This is a genomic window from Paenalcaligenes niemegkensis, assembly GCF_022230885.1.
In the GTDB taxonomy this organism is placed as follows: domain Bacteria; phylum Pseudomonadota; class Gammaproteobacteria; order Burkholderiales; family Burkholderiaceae_B; genus Paenalcaligenes; species Paenalcaligenes niemegkensis.
The window spans coordinates 1,145,271-1,163,293 of the sequence record NZ_JAKGCT010000004.1; the positions used below are offsets into that span (position 1 = coordinate 1,145,271).

The window sequence follows — 18,023 nt, forward strand, 5'->3', positions numbered from 1 at the left end:
AAAATACCGCTTAGAAACGTAAAGATTCCTGTACTACGCGAATACAAAGCGCCAGCAAGCCGCTAGGCAATATACCGAAGACAAAGATCAACAGACCGTTTAAGGACAATACGCCGCTGGTAACCCAACCCAGATTTAATGGGTGGATTTCCTGATCGGCATCCGGCTCTTCGAAATAGGCGACCTTTACCACGCGAATGTAGTAGAACGCGCCAATAAGCGACATTACTACAGCAATCACAGCAACGACGACATGACCAGCACCGACCAAGGCCTGCAAGACACTCAGCTTCGCGTAGAAGCCCGCCAGAGGAGGTATACCGGCCAGCGAGAACATCGACAGCAACAAGACCAGCGCCAGCAAGGGATGACGGCGATTTAAGCCTTTAAGGTCACTAATGTTCTCACACTCGAAACCCTGGCGGCTTAACAGCAAGATCAAGCCAAAAGTGCTAAGCGTCGTCAACACATACACAATGACGTAAAACAGCGATGATCCATAAGCCAGACTGGATACGCCGCCATCTGCATTCACACCTGACATGAGCCCCAGGAACACAAAACCCATGTGCGAAATGGTAGAGAACGCAAGCATGCGCTTGAAGTTCGTCTGCATAATCGCGGTTAAGTTCCCGATTACCAGCGAGGCCACCGCCATAATCATGAGCATGGACTGCCAATCGATAGCGATGCCATGCAGCGCCTCAACCAGCAAGCGCAACGTGATAGCAAAAGCAGCGATTTTCGGAGCGGCTGCGATGATCAAGGTTACGGTTGTGGGTGCACCTTCGTAGACGTCCGGAGTCCACATATGAAATGGGGCTGCCGTCAGCTTGAAGGCCAAACCTGAAACCACAAAGACCACACCAAACACAAGCGCCAGACGCTCTGCCCTGCCCTCGGAAACGACGGTAGCGATTTCACGCAGGTCGAGATGGCCGGTAGCACCGTAAATCATGGACAGGCCATACAGCAACACGCCCGAAGCCAATGCGCCCAGTACAAAGTACTTCATGGCAGCCTCGATTGCAGGTCGATGTTCACGACGCAAGGCTACAAGCGCATACAAGGCGAAGGACATGAGCTCAACGCCCAGATAAACGGTCAACATATTGCCCGCTGAAATCATCAGCATCTGGCCCAGCAGCGCCAGCAGGGTCAGCGAATAAAGCTCGCCACCATTTTGCATCATGCCGCGATTCTCAGCGTAGGCACGACCATATATCAAGGTAACGGCTACAGCGACATAGGAAACAATTTTCAGGAAGTGAGACAAGGAGTCAACAACATACAGACCATTGAAGGTCGTACCCGTTACGCCAGCACTCCACTGCCACAACGAGACCATGCTGACCACAACCAAACTGCCAATCGCCAATACGAAGGTGTTCTGACGAGCTTCTTCTTTGTTGAACGCATCGAACAACAGCACTCCCGAGGCCAAGATGAGAAGCACAATCTCGGGCAATGCCAAAGCGAAATCAAATGAGTTTTGCATAATGTTCCAGGTCTACAGTTTCGATACAGCAACGTGCTGCAACAGTGCATCAACCGAGACGTGCATAACTTCCGTAAACGGTTTGGGATACACACCCATGAACAACACGGCAAGCGCCATGACACCCAAGACCAGGAACTCGCGTCCGTTGATATCTTGCATGTTACGTACGTTATCGTTGGTCACAGGACCGAAGGCCACACGCTTTAATAGCCATAGCGAATATGCTGCACCAGTGATCAATGCCGAGGCTGTCAGCAGACCGATCCAGAAGTTGTACTCGACAGCGCCCATAATGACGGTGAACTCGCCCACAAACCCACTGGTACCCGGCAAGCCGGAATTGGCCATTGAAAACAGCACCAGGAAAGTGACAAAGCGCGGCATTACATTTACCACACCGCCGTAATCGGCAATTTCTCGAGTGTGCATACGGTCGTACAAGACCCCAATACACAGGAACATCGCGCCGGATACAAAACCGTGCGAGATCATTTGTATGATGGCGCCCTCTAGACCCGTCTGGTTAAAGACGAACATGCCAAGAGTCACGAAGCCCATATGAGCCACTGAGGAATAGGCGACAAGCTTTTTCATGTCTTTTTGCACGATGGCAACCAGACCGATGTAAATCACACCTATCAGCGACAACGCAATCATGAAGCCAGCCATGCTGTGTGAAGCGTCGGGCACGATGGGCAGCGAAAAACGCAAAAAGCCGTACGCACCAAGCTTCAGCATGATGGCTGCCAGCACAACCGAACCGCCTGTAGGCGCTTCAACGTGGGCATCAGGCAACCATGTATGTACCGGCCACATGGGCACTTTGACCGCAAAAGCCATAAACAGGGCGAGGAAAATCAGAATTTGCGGCTGGAATGCCAACTGCACATCGTGCCATTTCTGAATCTCGAAGCTGCCCCCTGATGCATGCCATAAATAAATGAAGGCAATCAGTGTCAACAGCGAACCCAACAAGGTATACAGAAAAAACTTGACTGACGCATATACCCGTCGCGGCCCGCCCCACACACCAATAATGATGTACATGGGAATCAGGGTGGCTTCAAAGAAGATGTAGAAAAGCATCCCGTCCTGGGCTGCAAACACACCAATCATCAGGCCTGACAAAATCAGGAAAGCCCCCATGTATTGGGCCACCCGGCTGGTAATGACTTCCCAGCCAGCTATCACCACAATGACGGTGATGAAGGCGGTCAGCAGCACGAACCATAAGGATATCCCGTCAATACCCAAGTGGTAATTGACCGAAAAGCTTTCGATCCAGGGGGCCAGCTCCTGGAACTGCATATTTGCCGTAGAGGGATCAAACCCTGTGTACAGCGGAATCGTAACTAATAAACCCGCAATCGCACCGACCAGGGCGAGAGTACGAGTGAACTCTGGTCGCTCGTCCCGTCCCAATGCCAGGACCAGAAGTCCGGACAAAATGGGCACGAAGATTGCGAGCGATAACCAAGGAAATGTAGAAGACGCCATATCGCTTGCCATTATTGAACCGTCAGCACGAAAAAGGTTAAGAGAGCCATAATGCCGATGATCATGGAGAAGGCGTAGTGATAAATGAAGCCTGACTGAATACGGCGTGAAGCCGCAGCAATCCAGCCCACTACACGGGCGCTGCCGTTGACGATAATGCCGTCAATCAGGCCGGCATCAGCCCCTTTCCAGAGGCCAGTGCCCAAGCAGCGCGCACCACGTGCCAACACTTGCTCATTGAACCAGTCTACGTAGTACTTATTCTCTAACACTTTATTAATGCCGGCCGTATTGCGCTTAATGGCAGCGGGCAATGCCGGATTAATCAGGTAGAAGTACCAGGCCACCACGAAACCGGCAACCATCAACCAGAACGGTACAGTGACGAAACCGTGCAAGGCATAGGCGACCCAGCCTTCCCAGTGACTGGCCAATTCGGCCATTGCGGGGTGCTCTGCGGAGACGGTAATGACACCATTAAAGAAATCACCGAACAACAATGGATCAATAAACCATATACCGGCAATAACTGAAGGAATGGCCAACAGAACGAGAGGCAAGGTAACAACCCACGGAGACTCTTTGGGATCTTCTTCCAGGGCGTGATGATCGCCCAGCGCCTCGGGAGACGGGTCACGGAAATTTTCTTTGCCGTGGAAAACCAAAAAGTACAGGCGGAACGAATACAGCGAAGTAACGAACACACCGATTAGTGTCGCGTAGTAGGCGAAACTTGCACCCCACACACCTGCGGCAGCGGCAGCGCCAGCTGCTTCGATAATGTGTTCTTTAGAGTAGAAACCCGAGAAAAACGGTGTACCTACCAATGCCGCAGTACCCAGCAAGAAAGTGATCCAGGTTATGGGCATGTATTTACGCAAGCCACCCATCGCGCGGATGTCTTGATTGTGATGCATACCGATAATGACCGAACCTGCTCCGAGGAACAGCAAGGCTTTAAAGAAAGCATGGGTCATGAGGTGGAAGATAGCCACCGAGTAGGCTGAAGCCCCTAAAGCGACGGTCATGTAACCCAGTTGCGACAACGTCGAGTAAGCAATCACGCGCTTGATATCATTTTGAATAATACCCAGGGCACCCAGGAAGAGCGCGCCAATGGCACCAATTACGATGATAAACGACAGTGCAGTAGGAGACTGCTCAAAGATTGGCGAGAAACGCGCCACCATGAAAATACCGGCCGTCACCATCGTTGCAGCGTGAATAAGCGCTGAAATAGGTGTGGGGCCTTCCATGGAATCTGGCAACCATGAGTGCAGAGGAACCTGTGCCGACTTACCCATGGCCCCGATAAACAGCGCGATCGACACAACTGTCAGCAGTTGCCAGTCGGTGCCAGGGAAACTGAGGGTAGCCAGGCGTGAAACCTGTTCAAAGATTTCGCCATAGTGCATGGTGCCGGTGTAGGCATAGATCAGGCCGATCCCCAGTACAAAGCCGAAGTCACCGACACGGTTGACCAGGAAAGCCTTCATGCTGGCGAATGTAGCCGTCGTACGATCAAACCAGAAACCGATCAGCAGATACGAAACCAGACCTACAGCCTCCCAGCCGAAGAACAGCTGCAGCATGTTGTTAGACATGACCAGCATCAGCATCGAGAAGGTAAAGAGTGAGATGTAGGAGAAGAATCGTTGGTAGCCAGGATCGTCAGCCATATAGCCAATGGTGTAAATATGCACCATCAGGGAAACCGATGTGACAACTACCATCATTAAGGCGGTTAGCGGATCGATAAGAAACCCGATATCCCAGCTGACACTGCCAATGGTGATCCAGGTATAGACGGCGCCATCGAAGGTATGACCGTCGAGCACTTGCAAGAGCACTGTTACCGAGCCGAGGAAGGCAATCAGCACGCATGCGATGGTAATTAGGTGCGCACCGGTTTTACCGATTACACGGCCCAGAAACCCTGTACCAAACAGGCCCGACAGCAATGCACCAACCAGTGGCGCCAGAGCGATTATTAAATATAGACTTGGTGAGTTCATAGTATGTGCGATCCCATCAACCCTTGAGCTGGTCAAGTTTTTCTACGTTAATCGTATTCAGGTTGCGGAACAGCAAGACCAGAATGGCAAGACCAATAGCCGCTTCAGCAGCCGCTACGGTAAGCACAAAGAAAACGAAGATCTGTCCGGCGGGATCGCCAAACCAGGTAGAAAAAGCGATAAAGTTCATGTTGGCAGAGAGCAGAATCAGCTCGACTGACATCAACAAGATCAACAGGTTACGTCGGTTCAGAAAGAAGCCAAACAATCCGATGGTGAACAGTATGGCACCCAACACCAGATAATGAGCCAAGCTAAGTGTCATCATTGTTTGTCTCCAGCATTACCCTCAACCTGATTAGTCGTCGATGGAGTTTCGGTTTGCGACACCATGCTTACCATGCGCAAGCGGTCTTTGGCGCGTACCTTAACCTGATCAGAAGAAACCGTGCGTTTTGCATCGCCACGTTTGCGCAGGGTAAGAGCGATAGCCGAAACCATACCCACCAGTAAAATAACCCCGCCCACCTGCACTGCAAAAACATAGTCGGAGTACATGAGCTCGCCAATAACCCGCGAGTTATTGTAGTTTTCAGGCATGATCGCGGCGGGTCCTGCATCAACCCAGGCCCGGGTCAGCACAAATCCCATTTCAAGAACCATGACCCCACCCACAGTCAGGCCCAGAGGCAAATATCCCTTAAGACCTTCAGTAAGCGACGGCATACGGGTATCGACCAGCATGATCACGAACAGGAACATGACCATGACCGCGCCCACATACACCACGATTAGCAATAAAGACAGGAACTCGGCGCCCATCGTCATCCAGATCATGGCTGCTGTAAAGAATGCCAGGATCAAATGCAATACAGCCGTCACCGGACTGCTTGCAGTAACAACACGAAAAGCTGCTACTACGAGGATTAACGCCAGGACGTAGAACAGAACAGTAGTAAAAATCATAAAGATCTGACCCCGGCTTTAACGATAAGGAGCGTCTTCTGCACGACGCTTAGCGATTTCAGGCTCGAAACGATCACCGATCGCCAACAGCATATCTTTGGTGTAGTAAAGGTCACCGCGCTTTTCACCGTGATACTCGTGGATATGAGTTTCAACGATGGAATCAACCGGGCAACTTTCTTCACAAAAACCACAAAAAATACATTTGGCTAAATCGATGTCGTAACGGGTAGTACGGCGTGTGCCATCGTCACGTTCCTCGGATTCGATAGTAATGGCCAACGCAGGACACACAGCCTCACATAACTTACAGGCAATACAACGTTCTTCGCCGTTAGGATAACGACGCAAAGCGTGCAGGCCCCGAAAGCGAGCTGAAGTCGGCGTTTTTTCCTGAGGGTAATGTAGCGTAATCTTGCGACGGAAAAAGTATTTTCCGGTAAGGCGCATCCCTTTGAGCATCTCGGTCAGCATTAAGCTGCCGAAAAAATCTTTGATAGCTTCCATAATTAGCCCCCGTGCCTTATTGCCAGATGTTCCACGGCGTCTGCATCCAAATCGCAACCACCACCAACCAGATACCGGTGAGCGGAATAAATACTTTCCAGCCCAGACGCATAATTTGGTCGTAACGGAAGCGCGGGAACGTCGCACGGAACCATATAAACATTGAAACCACTACAAAGGTCTTCAACCCAAGCCATAACCAGCCGGGGACCCAGGTAAACGGTGCGAAATCTACGATTGGCAACCAGCCGCCCAAGAACATGATTGATGCAATGGCGGACAGCAAAATCATGTTGGCGTACTCGCCCAGGAAGAACAGGGCAAAACCCATCCCTGAGTATTCGACCATTGGGCCCGCCACAATTTCCGATTCACCCTCGACTACGTCAAAGGGGTGACGGTTGGTCTCTGCCACCGCAGAAATCACATAGACCACAAACAATGGCAATAGCGGCAACCAGTTCCATGAAAGGAAATTGAGGCCGCGATTAGCAAACATGCCCTTATCCTGGCTAAGCACGATTTCACTCAGGTTCAGGGTCCCCGACACCAGCAATACGGTAACGAGTACAAAACCGATGGCCAGTTCGTATGACAGCACCTGAGCTGCCGCACGCAAACCACCCAGCAATGCATATTTAGAGTTGGATGCCCAACCGGCCACCACCACCCCATACACACCCAGTGAAGTAATAGCCAATATGTAGAGCAGGCCTGCGTTGATATCGGCCAGCACAACTTCAGGACCAAAAGGTATCACCGCCCATGCTGCCAGTGCTGGCATCAAGGTAACTACAGGTGCCAATACAAAAAGCACCTTGTTTGCCTTGGCAGGAACGATGACTTCTTTAGTGAGCAATTTAAAAACGTCGGCGAATGGCTGTAAAAAGCCACGGTAGCCTACCCGGTTAGGCCCCTTGCGCGCATGCATAAAACCGATCATTTTGCGTTCCCAGTACGTTAAGTACGCAACGCAAATGATGATGGGCAACGCAATGCAGACAATCTTGATTAAGGTCCAAACCACATACCAGGCGGTCGGGCCGATCAGACCCTCGCCAAAACTTTGAATAGCAGACAGCAATTCCATCTTATGCACGCTCCACTGTCAGTTGACCGAAGCTGCTACCCAATGCGGCAGTTTCAGCAAAAGCCGTTGCAACGCGCACACATCCGTTTGCTACGGTGCTGTCGAGTTGCACTACTAAGGCGGCTTCGCCTTGCGCCGAGCGAACTCGTACGGCATCGCCATCTACCAGATTCAACTGCTCTGCCGTTTGAACGCTCATTCGCGCAGCCGGCTTATCGCTTGCTGGCGTTTGTTGCAAGGGAGCCGAACGGCGGACTAAAGCATCACTACGATAAATAGGCACGTCGGCCACCCGCTCGATGCCCGCTGGTGCCGCCACCAGGGCAGGAGCAGCATTGATCACATTACTAAGACGAGCCTCTACGCCGGCAGACATCACCAGATCACGAACAGACTCGGAGGTCTCGTCGTCGAAGCCTTCAAGCTGGAACAAGTTGCCCAGAACACGCAATACCTTCCAGGCCGGACGGGTGTCTCCGTAGGGTGCGGCTGCACCCTTGAAGCTTTGAACACGTCCTTCGGCATTAACAAAAGTACCCGAGGTTTCTGTAAAAGGAGCGATCGGCAGCATCACATCCGCCCACTCTTCTGCGGCACTGCGGTAAGGCGTCAATGCTACGGAAAAAGTGGCGGCCTTAAGTGTTTCAACAGCACGCGCACCGTGATCGCTATCCATGCCGGGTTCGGCATTGACCACAATATAGGCACGCAATGATTGCGCGAGCATTTGCTCTGCCGTCAGGGCACCCTTAACAGGAATCGCGCCAGCAAGATAACCACCAACGGTATTGCCGCCCGGCGTCAGGAAGCCAAGGGTAGCGCCGGTGGCCTTAGCCAGGACAGCAGCGTTAGCTGCAATCACACTTGCCTGATCGCTGGAAACCACCATATTGCCAAGCAAAATAGCCACTCGTTCGCCAGATGCCAGGCTGGTGGCAATCGTTTTTGCCAGCTCAGACACTTCAACTGTACTGAATGCAGCCGGGCTGTCTTGATTAGCTGCCTGCGCTGCTGCAACTGAAACTTCAGCAATGGCATTTGCCAGTTGACTTGGAGCCACCGTAATACGGCCAGCCACGTGATCAAACAGCGGATCATCGGCAGCGGAATCGATAAACGAGACCTGGGCACCTTGCTTGACCGCCTGGCGCAAGCGCTGGGCTATCAAGGGGTGGTCTTTACGCAAGAAAGAACCGACGACCAAAACACGATCAAGCTTGTTGAGGTCGGTAAGTGGCATACCCAGCCACGGGATCCCGGCCATGGCCTGATCCAGACGTGCATCGTTTTGACGCAAGCGGAAGTCAACGTTTTCTGAGCCCAGAGAGCGCACAAGGCGAGCTAACAACGCGAGTTCTTCGGTGGTTGCCACATGGCTGCCTATTCCACCGATTTGATCAGCACCGAATTTCTCGCGCACAGCATTAATGCCATGGACGACAAACTGCAGGGCGTCACTCCAGGAAGCTTCGCGCCATGAACCATCATTTTCGCGAATCATGGGGTGAGTCAAACGGTCTTCGGTGTACAGACCTTCGTAAGAGAAACGGTCACGGTCGCTGATCCAGCACTCGTTAACCTCATCGTTCTCGAAGGGCACTACCCGTAAGACGCGATCCATTTTTGCCTGGGCCACCAGGTTGGCGCCCACGCTATCGTGCGGGCTAACGGTGCGACGGCGTGCGAGCTCCCAGGCGCGAGCCTTGAAGTGAAAAGGCTTGGATAATAACGCCCCTACCGGACACACATCGATCATGTTGCCTGATAGCTCTGACTCTACAGCCCGCCCTACGAAAGTCGTGATCTCGGCATGCTCGCCGCGATTAAGCATACCGACTTCCTGGATGCCTGCGATTTCTTCGCCAACACGCACACAACGCGTACAGTGAATACAGCGCTGCATCGCCTCGGTAGAGATCAACGGACCCATATTCTTGGCTACCACCACACGCTTTTCTTCTTTGTAGCGCGACTCGGAAGCGCCATAGCCTACTGCCAGGTCTTGCAACTGACATTCGCCACCCTGGTCACAGACCGGGCAGTCAAGGGGTGATTGATGAGCAGAAACTCCATCACGCTTTTCTGGGCGGCGATGGCTTTATCAGAGCGGGTGCGCACCACCATGCCATTTGTTACCGGCGTTGCGCACGCTGGTAATGGCTTGGGTGCTTTTTCGACGTCTACCAAGCACATGCGGCAGTTAGCAGCAATGCTTAGCTTCTTGTGATAACAAAAATGCGGCACGTAAACCCCAACGTCTTGAGCAGCCTGGATGACCATGCTGCCCTCTGGGGCTTCCATTTTGATGCCGTCGATGGTGAGTTCAACCATTAGTTTGTCCTGAGCCTACAAATATTGGGGCACCACACAGCTTTTATGCTCGATGTGGTGTGCGAACTCGTCGCGGAAATGCTTAACAAAACTACGTACTGGCAGCGCGGCAGCGTCGCCCAAAGCACAAATGGTACGACCCATAATGTTTTGAGCGATTTCATCGAGCAGGTCCAGGTCTTCAAGACGACCCTTACCATTCTCAATACGATGAACCATGCGCCACAGCCAACCCGTACCTTCACGACAAGGCGTACATTGACCACAACTTTCGTGATAGTAAAAATACGAAAGACGCAAAAGGCTTTTCACCATGCAGCGTGTGTCGTCCATGACAATGACAGCGCCCGACCCCAACATGGACCCTGCTTTCGCAATAGAGTCGTAATCAAGGTTAGTCTGCATCATGATCTCGGCCGGCAAAACCGGCGCGGATGAGCCACCAGGAATGACAGCTTTCAAGACACGTCCTTCACGCATTCCGCCCGCCAATTCAAGCAAAGTGGAAAATGGCGTACCCAGGGGCACTTCGTAGTTACCAGGCCGTTGAACGTCACCGGAAATCGAAAAGATTTTAGTGCCGCCGGCATTGGGCACACCGATATCCAGGTACTCTTGGCCGCTATTACGGATAATCCAGGGTACCGACGCGAAGGTTTCGGTGTTGTTAATGGTGGTGGGCTTGCCGTAAAGGCCAAAACTGGCCGGAAATGGCGGCTTGAAGCGCGGCTGGCCTTTCTTGCCTTCGAGCGATTCAAGCAACGCTGTTTCTTCACCACAAATATAGGCACCGTAGCCATGAAAGGCATAGAGCTCGAAGTTAAATTCAGAGCCCAGGATTTTCTCGCCAAGGAAGCCCGCTGCACGAGCCTGGTCCAGGGCTTCTTCAAAGCGCTGATAGACCTCGAAGATCTCACCGTGAATGTAGTTATAGCCAACGCTGATGCCCATTGCATAAGCAGCAATAGCCATCCCTTCAATCACGATGTGCGGGTTAAAGCGCAACAGGTCGCGGTCTTTGAATGTACCGGGCTCGCCCTCGTCAGAGTTGCAGACCAGATACTTCTGGCCCGGCAAGGTGCGCGGCATGAAGCTCCACTTCAGGCCTGTGGGGAAACCTGCACCACCACGGCCACGAAGCGAGGACGCTTTGATCTCGGCAATAACGTCATCAGGCGTCATCCCTGTGCTTAAAATTTTGCGCAGCGCTTCATAACCACCGCGCTTAACGTAATCGTCCAGGCCCCAATTGTTTCCGTCCAGCCCGTCAAGCATCTGGGGCTGGATATGGCGACCATGAAAAATCATGCTGCGTGAAAGATCTTGGCCTGGATCAGGCTCTAGCCCTTGCGCCAGCTTTTTGAGAATATCAGGTGCACTCATGCCGATTCTCCGTGTTTCTTGAGCTCGTCGAGCATGGCATCAATGCGCTCGGACTCCATGTGTACGCACATATGCTGATTGTTGACCAACATAACGGGTGCGTCTCCACAGGACCCCATGCATTCGCCCATTACCAGGGAAAACATGCCGTCAGCGGTGGTTTCACCGTACTCGATACCTAACTTTTCTTTCAGGTACTCGCCCGACTTCTCGCCTTCGCGCAACGCACAAGGCAGGTTTGTACATACAGAGATAGTGAACTTGCCCACGGGCTTGGTGTGGAACATGTTGTAGAAGGTCGCTATCTCTTGGACCGCGATAGGCGGCACCCCAAGGTAGGTAGCGACATCTTCAATAATGTCAGGCGAAACCCAGCCCTTTTCTTCTTGGGCAATAGTAAGCGACGCCATAATGGCTGAACGCCTTTGATCTTCAGGGAATTTACTTAACTCCCGGTCGATACGTTGATAAGCTTTTTCGGAAAGCAGCATAATTTGATTCCGTTGTTCCGTGGCGCCGCCTCAGCGGTCGATCTCGCCAAACACAATGTCTTGCGTGCCGATAATAGTTACCGCGTCGGCGATCATGTGCCCGCGCGACATTTCATCAAGAGCCTGCAGGTGCACGAACCCAGGAGCACGAATTTTCATGCGATAAGGTTTGTTGGCACCGTCGGACACCATATAAATACCGAACTCACCTTTAGGGTGCTCAACACCGGCATAGACTTCGCCTGGCGGAACGTGCATTCCCTCTGAGAAGAGTTTGAAATGGTGAATAAGGTCTTCCATGCCGGTCTTCATGTTCTCTCGGCTAGGTGGTGCAACCTTGCGGTTACCCGTAATAACCGGTCCCTTGTTATGACGAAGCCACTCTATGCATTGACGGATGATGCGATTACTTTCGCGCATCTCGGCAATACGAACCAGGTAACGGTCATAGCAATCGCCATTGGTTCCGACAGGAATGTCAAAATCAACACGATCATAGACCTCGTAGGGTTGAGTCCGCCGTACGTCCCACTCGACACCGGAGCCTCGCAGCATGGGACCGGTAAAACCGAGTGCCTTGGCACGGTCAGCAGTCACCACACCCACATCAACCAAGCGCTGTTTCCAGATACGGTTATCGGTGAGCAGAGTTTCGTACTCGTCTACACAGGCAGGAAAGCGATTCGTGAAATCTTCGAGGAAATCAAGCAGCGACCCTGAGCGGGCGTCGTTCATCGCGTTAAGCTCTTTCGTGCTTCGGTACTTGTTACCCTGATACTGAGCCATCTGATCTGGCAAATCGCGATAAACGCCACCAGGACGATAGTAGGCGGCATGCAGACGGGCACCAGACACAGCCTCGTAAGCATCCATCAGGTCTTCACGTTCGCGGAAGGCGTACAGAAAGACCGCCATGGCACCTACATCAAGCGCATGCGAACCGATGGACATCAGGTGATTGAGTATGCGCGTGACTTCGTCAAACATGACGCGAATGTACTGGGCACGCAACGGCACATCAACACCAAGCAGGCGTTCGACTGCCAGGCAATAAGCGTGTTCGTTAACCATCATGGACACGTAATCCAGACGGTCCATGTATGGCAACGCCTGCAGATAGGTACGGTGCTCGGCGAGCTTTTCGGTAGCGCGATGCAACAGGCCAATATGAGGATCGGCCCGCTGAATGACCTCGCCGTCCAGCTCAAGCACAAGGCGCAATACGCCGTGAGCGGCCGGATGCTGAGGACCAAAGTTTAATGTGTAGTTTTGAATTTCAGCCATGATGCTCTTAGCGCCCTACTCCGTAATCATCTTCACGAACAACTCGCGGAGTGATCTCACGCGGTTCGATTGTTACCGGCTGGTAAACCACACGCTTTTGCTCTACGTCGTAGCGCATTTCCACGTAGCCGGAAATGGGGAAATCTTTGCGGAAGGGGTGTCCAATAAAACCGTAGTCGGTAAGAATGCGGCGGAGGTCAGGATGCCCTTCAAAGATGATCCCGTAGAGATCAAAGGCCTCGCGTTCAAACCAGTTAACAGTGGGCCACACACTAAACAGAGTAGGCAAAACAGGAAAGTCATCGCCAGGCACAAAGGTTCGTACACGCATGCGCCAGTTGTGCTTCACGGACAGCAGGTGAATCACAACGGCAAAGCGGTGCGGAAACAGCGTGGAGTCGAATTCAAAGGTCGGCGCACGCCAGCCTGAGTAATCGATACCACAAAGGTCGATACAGATTTCAAAACCAAGATCGTTATGATCACGCAATGCAGTACAGGTTTCGATCCAGGCGTCGACAGGGACTTCGAGTGTGAGCTCATCGTGAGACAAGCTTAGCGACGCATCGTCGCCAAACACCGTCAGTAGATTTTTTTGTAGCGTTTCAAGCCGTGTCATAGTACTAATTTCTACCTAGTGAATGGGCCAGACGCTTAACGCGCAATGGTGTTGGTTAAACGAATTTTGTTTTGCAACTGCAACAAACCGTAGACCAATGCCTCGGAAGTTGGAGGGCACCCTGGCACATAGATATCTACAGGAACGATACGATCACATCCACGCACTACAGAGTATGAATAATGGTAGTAACCGCCACCATTGGCACAGGACCCCATTGAGACCACCCAACGCGGCTCTGCCATCTGGTCATAAACCTTGCGTAAGGCCGGCCCCATTTTGTTGCACAAAGTACCCGCCACGATCATGAGATCAGACTGGCGCGGGCTGGGCCTGAAGATGATGCCAAACTGGTCAAGATCATAACGGGCTGCGCCAGCGTGCATCATCTCGACCGCACAACAGGCCAGGCCGAAAGTCATGGGCCACATGGAACCCGTTTTAGCCCAGTTCAGAACCTTGTCTGCACTGGTAGTAATAAAACCTTCTTTTAGAATGCCGTCGATAGCCATATTATTTGCCTTTACCCAAGCGCCAAGCACCACAACTTGTACCTAGCACCTTTTACTGTCAGGTCTGCTACTGGAGGTTTTCCGGGGCAGAGATTCTTGGCGTTAAGCTAAACCGTACCTATGCACGCTGCCTATACGCCGATATGTAACTACAGGCTTACTCCCAGTCGAGAGCGCCTCTTTTCCACTCGTAGATGAAGCCAACGGTAAGTATCGCCAGAAACACCATAACAGACCAAAAACCGACAATGCCTACGGTGCCGTTCGCTATTGCCCAGGGAAACAAAAATGCAATTTCCAGATCGAACATGATGAACAAAATAGCAATAAGGTAGTAACGGATGTCGACCTTCATGCGAGAGTCGTCAAACGCCTCAAACCCACACTCGTAAGGTGATAGTTTTTCATCGTAAGGACGATTAGGACCAAGAATACGCCCTGCCGTCAGCAGAGCCAAACCAATGCCCGTCGCAACGAGAATAAACAGAAGCACGGGAAAGTATTGTTGCAGGTTCATGCAAAGCACCCAATCGCAGTAAATAAACTCTTGGATTGTAGCATTTTGCGAGTAGAGTTTAAGGGGATAACCCCGAGAGAAACCAAGGTACCCGGCAGTGATGTATAGGCAAGCCGCAGGAGCCTTGAGGATCAAGGCTCGCAGCGGTAGTGTATCAATATTACAACTATACTGGACGAACCATTCGTTGCACTATTTTTTGTAACAACAACGCTTTTCGCCTCTTAACCCAGATGCCTTCTGTCGATTAAAAGCGGATGCCCCATTAAGATATTATGCGCTCCAGCGCATGCGTTCGCATCACCAAGTAGTGTAACAGGCCCCCAAGACATGCCCCTATCAGCCATCCATAGCCGGCCAAATCTGATAACACCGGTACCCAGACAGTGGAAACTGAAAATACCGCAGCGCAGGCAAAAGCCAACATCGCCCGCCTGTTCCAGCCGCCGTTGAAATAATAGGTACCCTGCGCATCCATGCTAAACAGATCTTGCAGCACCACACGCTGCTTACGGATCAGATAAAAGTCGACAATCATGATGCCATAAAGCGGTGCCAACAACGCGCCGAGCGTGTCTACAAAGCCCGTTATTCCTATAGCACTAATCAAGGGGAGCCATAAAGCACCAATAAAAAACGCGATAACAGCTGTAATAAAGCCACCCATCTTGGCGCTGATCCGCGCAGGATGCAAATTAGCCAAATCAAAGGCGGGGGTATGAAGTTTGCCACCAGGTTAATACCTACCGTTGCAGCAAAAAACGTAAGCGCAGCGATAACGGTAAGCCAAAGATTATCTACCCTGGCCACGATATCACTGGGATTTGTCAGCGTTTCGCCAAAAAGCACCGCCGTCCCTGCCGTAATAAACAAGGCCAAAAACGAAAACACGGCCAGGCTGACAGGCAACCCCAGAAAGTTGCCAATACGCATGCTGCGCTCGTCTTTCACAAAGCGCGAGAAATCCCCATAGTTAATGACCACCGCAGCAAAGTAAGCCACCATCGTGCCGACCACTGACCCAAAGGCCATAATCGGCCCGCCCTGGTAAGTTCCCTGCCCCGCAAAAATCCTGCCTACCTCAGACAGCAGCCCCGGGCCGGCCTTATACCAAATCACGCACAACAACGCGACCATTACCGCGTAGACCAGCGGCCCCGCCAAATTCAGAAAACGCGTGATCCAACTGATCCCCATCAGGAAAATCCCCAGCTGCAACACGCACACCAGCACGTATGAGACCCACCCCACCCAGTCAAGCCCCAGGAAGGTTCCTCCGCCAGGCGTTCCGAGCACCGCGTTCAGCAGCAAAGCCATCGCGGTAGAGGCAAAGTAGGTTTGCACACCATACCAAAAAATAGCCACAATACCGCGCACCAGTGCAGGAAAATTAGCCCCTCGCACCCCCATGCTGAGGCGGGCGATTACAGGGTAAGGCACTCCGTACAAGACGCTCGGCCGGCCGCTTAAATTAACCAGAAACATCACTATAAAGCCAGACAGCAAAATACCGGCGAACACCGCCCAGCCATTCAGGCCATAGGAAATAAACAGGGTGGCCGCCAGTGTATAGCCAAACAGACTTTGGATATCGTTTGTCCAGACATTGAAGATTTCGAACCAGCCCCACACCCTTTTGTGCCGCGCCAGCGGCTCCAGGTCGGCGTTATGCAATGATGGATGAGGATCAATCAACTGCAAGTCGTGATGCTCCATAGCTCCTCCGAGTCGGGTTTGATACGCTAATGCAGGCATTCAGCAATAAAAGAGACTTTCACGTCACAACTATACGAGCCAAAGCCTGCCTCCACCACCATGGAAAACGCCAAGACAGACGCAAAAAAGCCACTCCGAAGAGTGGCTTCTAATGCAAGCAAGCTTGCAAGTTCTGTGAGCCTAGCAAGCCAGGCTCTTATGTGCGTAGTTGCCTACGCGCATAATTAGAACTGGTGACGCAGGCCTAAACCAACCAGCGTGGATTTCGCATCAGGTGCGAAATGTACGTTTTTGGCGTAAGAACCAATGGCGTACACGTTGGTGCGTTTGGACAGTGGGTGTGTGTAACCCAAGCTGTATGTGTTCTGGTTTTTGAACTCAGAATCAGCAGCAGCATTGCGATCTGGCGCTGAGCGGATATCGCCCATAGTCCAAGACGCCATGACGTTACCAGCACCGACAGGAGCGCTCAGGCCAACCATGTAGGAGTTAACTTTCAAGCCGTCCAAACCTTGGAAGCTAGGAAGGAAAGCTTCGCCAGCATAGGTTTGTGTTGCAAACATACCGTGGCGAGTTTGGCCACCAGCCAAGTGCAGTTTTACAACTTCAAAGTCGTAAGCACCACCGAGGTTCCAGCTCTTAGCTGTTACACCGCCAGTACCAACTTCTTGAATACCATTGTTGTCTTTGAACTGGTCATAGGTCAAAGCAACATTGATAGGACCGTTGGCGTAACGTAAACCTGTAGTCCAGGCTTTTTTGTTATCGTCAGGATCCTGAACACCACCAACATTCCATTTAGGATCTTGGTCGCCGTCTACGTTGAAGGAGTAGCCAACACCAAACTGGAAGCCAGAGAAGTTAGGTGTTTGGTACATGACCATGTTGTCGTAACGTGCGGTGTTAGCAGCCGAAATTACGCCACCCAGGTTAGCCTGGTCAAAGCCCAAAGCGAAAGGATCGATAGCACCGAAGTACTTGGAAGCGATGTTAGTTTGACGACCGAAATCTAATTGACCCCAGCTATCGCCAGCCAAACCTAGAGTGGCTTGACGTCCAAACAAACGACCGCTTTGAGCCGAGTTACCTGTACCCAGGTTAAAACCGCTCTCGAGTTGGAATACAGCGCGCAGACCGTTACCCAAATCTTCGGAGCCTTTTAGACCCCAACGGTTGCCAGACTGAATACCATTGATCATACCTGTACGCTTGGCATCAAAACCAACACGACCGTCTGCTGCGTATGGGTTAAGGGTGCGACCATTGTCATCGACGCCAGGAAGAGCCGAACCTTTGATCTTGTTGTAACCAATACCGCCGTCAAGAATACCGTACAGTGTTACAGATGTGTCTGCCTGAGCGACGCCGGCGAAACCGACCATCAGAGCAGCAGCTAGCAGAGTCTTTTTCATGTAAGAAATCTCCGTGGATTTTTTGAGTAAATCAGAGCAGCCCAACAACCTTGTGTGCTGCTGCTCTTTCTAACTCCGCAATGGGAAGTTGAAGCTATTGCATCAAACTTCCGGCTCCTTGACCATTGTTTGTGTGCTTTAACAGTCAGATCGCTCTCTTTCTGTAGCCAATAAGCCACAAA

The 18,023-nt window shown here is 51.9% G+C and carries 14 protein-coding genes and 2 pseudogenes; all 16 read right to left on the minus strand.

Features of this window, described 5'->3' with window-relative positions; genetic code table 11:
- Positions 1-10 precede the first annotated feature (10 nt).
- Positions 11-1,501, minus strand: a complete 1,491-nt coding sequence (gene nuoN / locus L1889_RS09535; RefSeq protein WP_238665900.1) for an NADH-quinone oxidoreductase subunit NuoN — start codon at positions 1,499-1,501, stop codon at positions 11-13.
- 9 nt (positions 1,502-1,510) lie between these two features.
- Positions 1,511-3,013 (minus strand): NADH-quinone oxidoreductase subunit M, encoded by a 1,503-nt coding sequence (locus tag L1889_RS09540; RefSeq protein ID WP_238665901.1) that lies wholly within the window; start codon positions 3,011-3,013, stop codon positions 1,511-1,513.
- Positions 3,010-5,013, minus strand: a complete 2,004-nt coding sequence (nuoL, locus tag L1889_RS09545; protein WP_238664931.1) for an NADH-quinone oxidoreductase subunit L — start codon at positions 5,011-5,013, stop codon at positions 3,010-3,012. Before nuoL ends, L1889_RS09540 begins: the two co-directional genes overlap by 4 nt.
- A 16-nt stretch (positions 5,014-5,029) precedes the next feature.
- The gene (nuoK, locus tag L1889_RS09550; RefSeq protein ID WP_238665902.1) at positions 5,030-5,338 is read right to left on the minus strand and encodes an NADH-quinone oxidoreductase subunit NuoK; all 309 of its coding nucleotides are present in this window, start codon (positions 5,336-5,338) and stop codon (positions 5,030-5,032) included.
- Positions 5,338-5,979 carry an NADH-quinone oxidoreductase subunit J gene (locus L1889_RS09555; protein WP_238664932.1) on the minus strand — a complete coding sequence of 214 codons (642 nt, stop codon included), beginning with the start codon at positions 5,977-5,979 and terminating at the stop codon, positions 5,338-5,340. The genes nuoK and L1889_RS09555 overlap by 1 nt, the downstream gene beginning before the upstream one ends.
- Before the next feature lie 18 nt (positions 5,980-5,997).
- Positions 5,998-6,486 (minus strand): NADH-quinone oxidoreductase subunit NuoI, encoded by a 489-nt coding sequence (gene nuoI / locus L1889_RS09560; RefSeq protein ID WP_238664933.1) that lies wholly within the window; start codon positions 6,484-6,486, stop codon positions 5,998-6,000.
- Between the two features lie 16 nt (positions 6,487-6,502).
- Entirely contained in the window at positions 6,503-7,576 is a 1,074-nt protein-coding gene (gene nuoH, locus L1889_RS09565; RefSeq protein ID WP_238664934.1) for an NADH-quinone oxidoreductase subunit NuoH, read from the minus strand.
- 1 nt (position 7,577) lies between these two features.
- Positions 7,578-9,907 (minus strand): annotated as a pseudogene (gene nuoG / locus L1889_RS09570) (NADH-quinone oxidoreductase subunit NuoG).
- Positions 9,908-9,922: 15 nt separating this feature from the next.
- On the minus strand, positions 9,923-11,290 hold the full coding sequence (gene nuoF, locus L1889_RS09575) for an NADH-quinone oxidoreductase subunit NuoF (protein ID WP_238664935.1): 1,368 nt from the start codon (positions 11,288-11,290) through the stop codon (positions 9,923-9,925).
- The gene (gene nuoE, locus L1889_RS09580) at positions 11,287-11,781 is read right to left on the minus strand and encodes an NADH-quinone oxidoreductase subunit NuoE (protein WP_238664936.1); all 495 of its coding nucleotides are present in this window, start codon (positions 11,779-11,781) and stop codon (positions 11,287-11,289) included. Before nuoE ends, nuoF begins: the two co-directional genes overlap by 4 nt.
- 30 nt (positions 11,782-11,811) lie before the next feature.
- Positions 11,812-13,065: an NADH-quinone oxidoreductase subunit D gene (locus L1889_RS09585; protein WP_238664937.1), complete on the minus strand. Its 1,254-nt coding sequence runs from the start codon at positions 13,063-13,065 to the stop codon at positions 11,812-11,814.
- Between the two features lie 7 nt (positions 13,066-13,072).
- Positions 13,073-13,684 (minus strand): NADH-quinone oxidoreductase subunit C, encoded by a 612-nt coding sequence (locus tag L1889_RS09590; RefSeq protein ID WP_238664938.1) that lies wholly within the window; start codon positions 13,682-13,684, stop codon positions 13,073-13,075.
- 35 nt (positions 13,685-13,719) lie between these two features.
- On the minus strand, positions 13,720-14,196 hold the full coding sequence (locus L1889_RS09595; RefSeq protein WP_238664939.1) for a NuoB/complex I 20 kDa subunit family protein: 477 nt from the start codon (positions 14,194-14,196) through the stop codon (positions 13,720-13,722).
- 157 nt (positions 14,197-14,353) lie between these two features.
- On the minus strand, positions 14,354-14,713 hold the full coding sequence (locus L1889_RS09600) for an NADH-quinone oxidoreductase subunit A (protein ID WP_238664940.1): 360 nt from the start codon (positions 14,711-14,713) through the stop codon (positions 14,354-14,356).
- A 265-nt stretch (positions 14,714-14,978) separates the two neighbouring features.
- Positions 14,979-16,468: pseudogene (locus L1889_RS09610) on the minus strand (NCS1 family nucleobase:cation symporter-1).
- A gap of 185 nt (positions 16,469-16,653) precedes the next feature.
- Positions 16,654-17,841 (minus strand): porin, encoded by a 1,188-nt coding sequence (locus L1889_RS09615; protein ID WP_238664943.1) that lies wholly within the window; start codon positions 17,839-17,841, stop codon positions 16,654-16,656.
- Positions 17,842-18,023 lie beyond the last annotated feature (182 nt).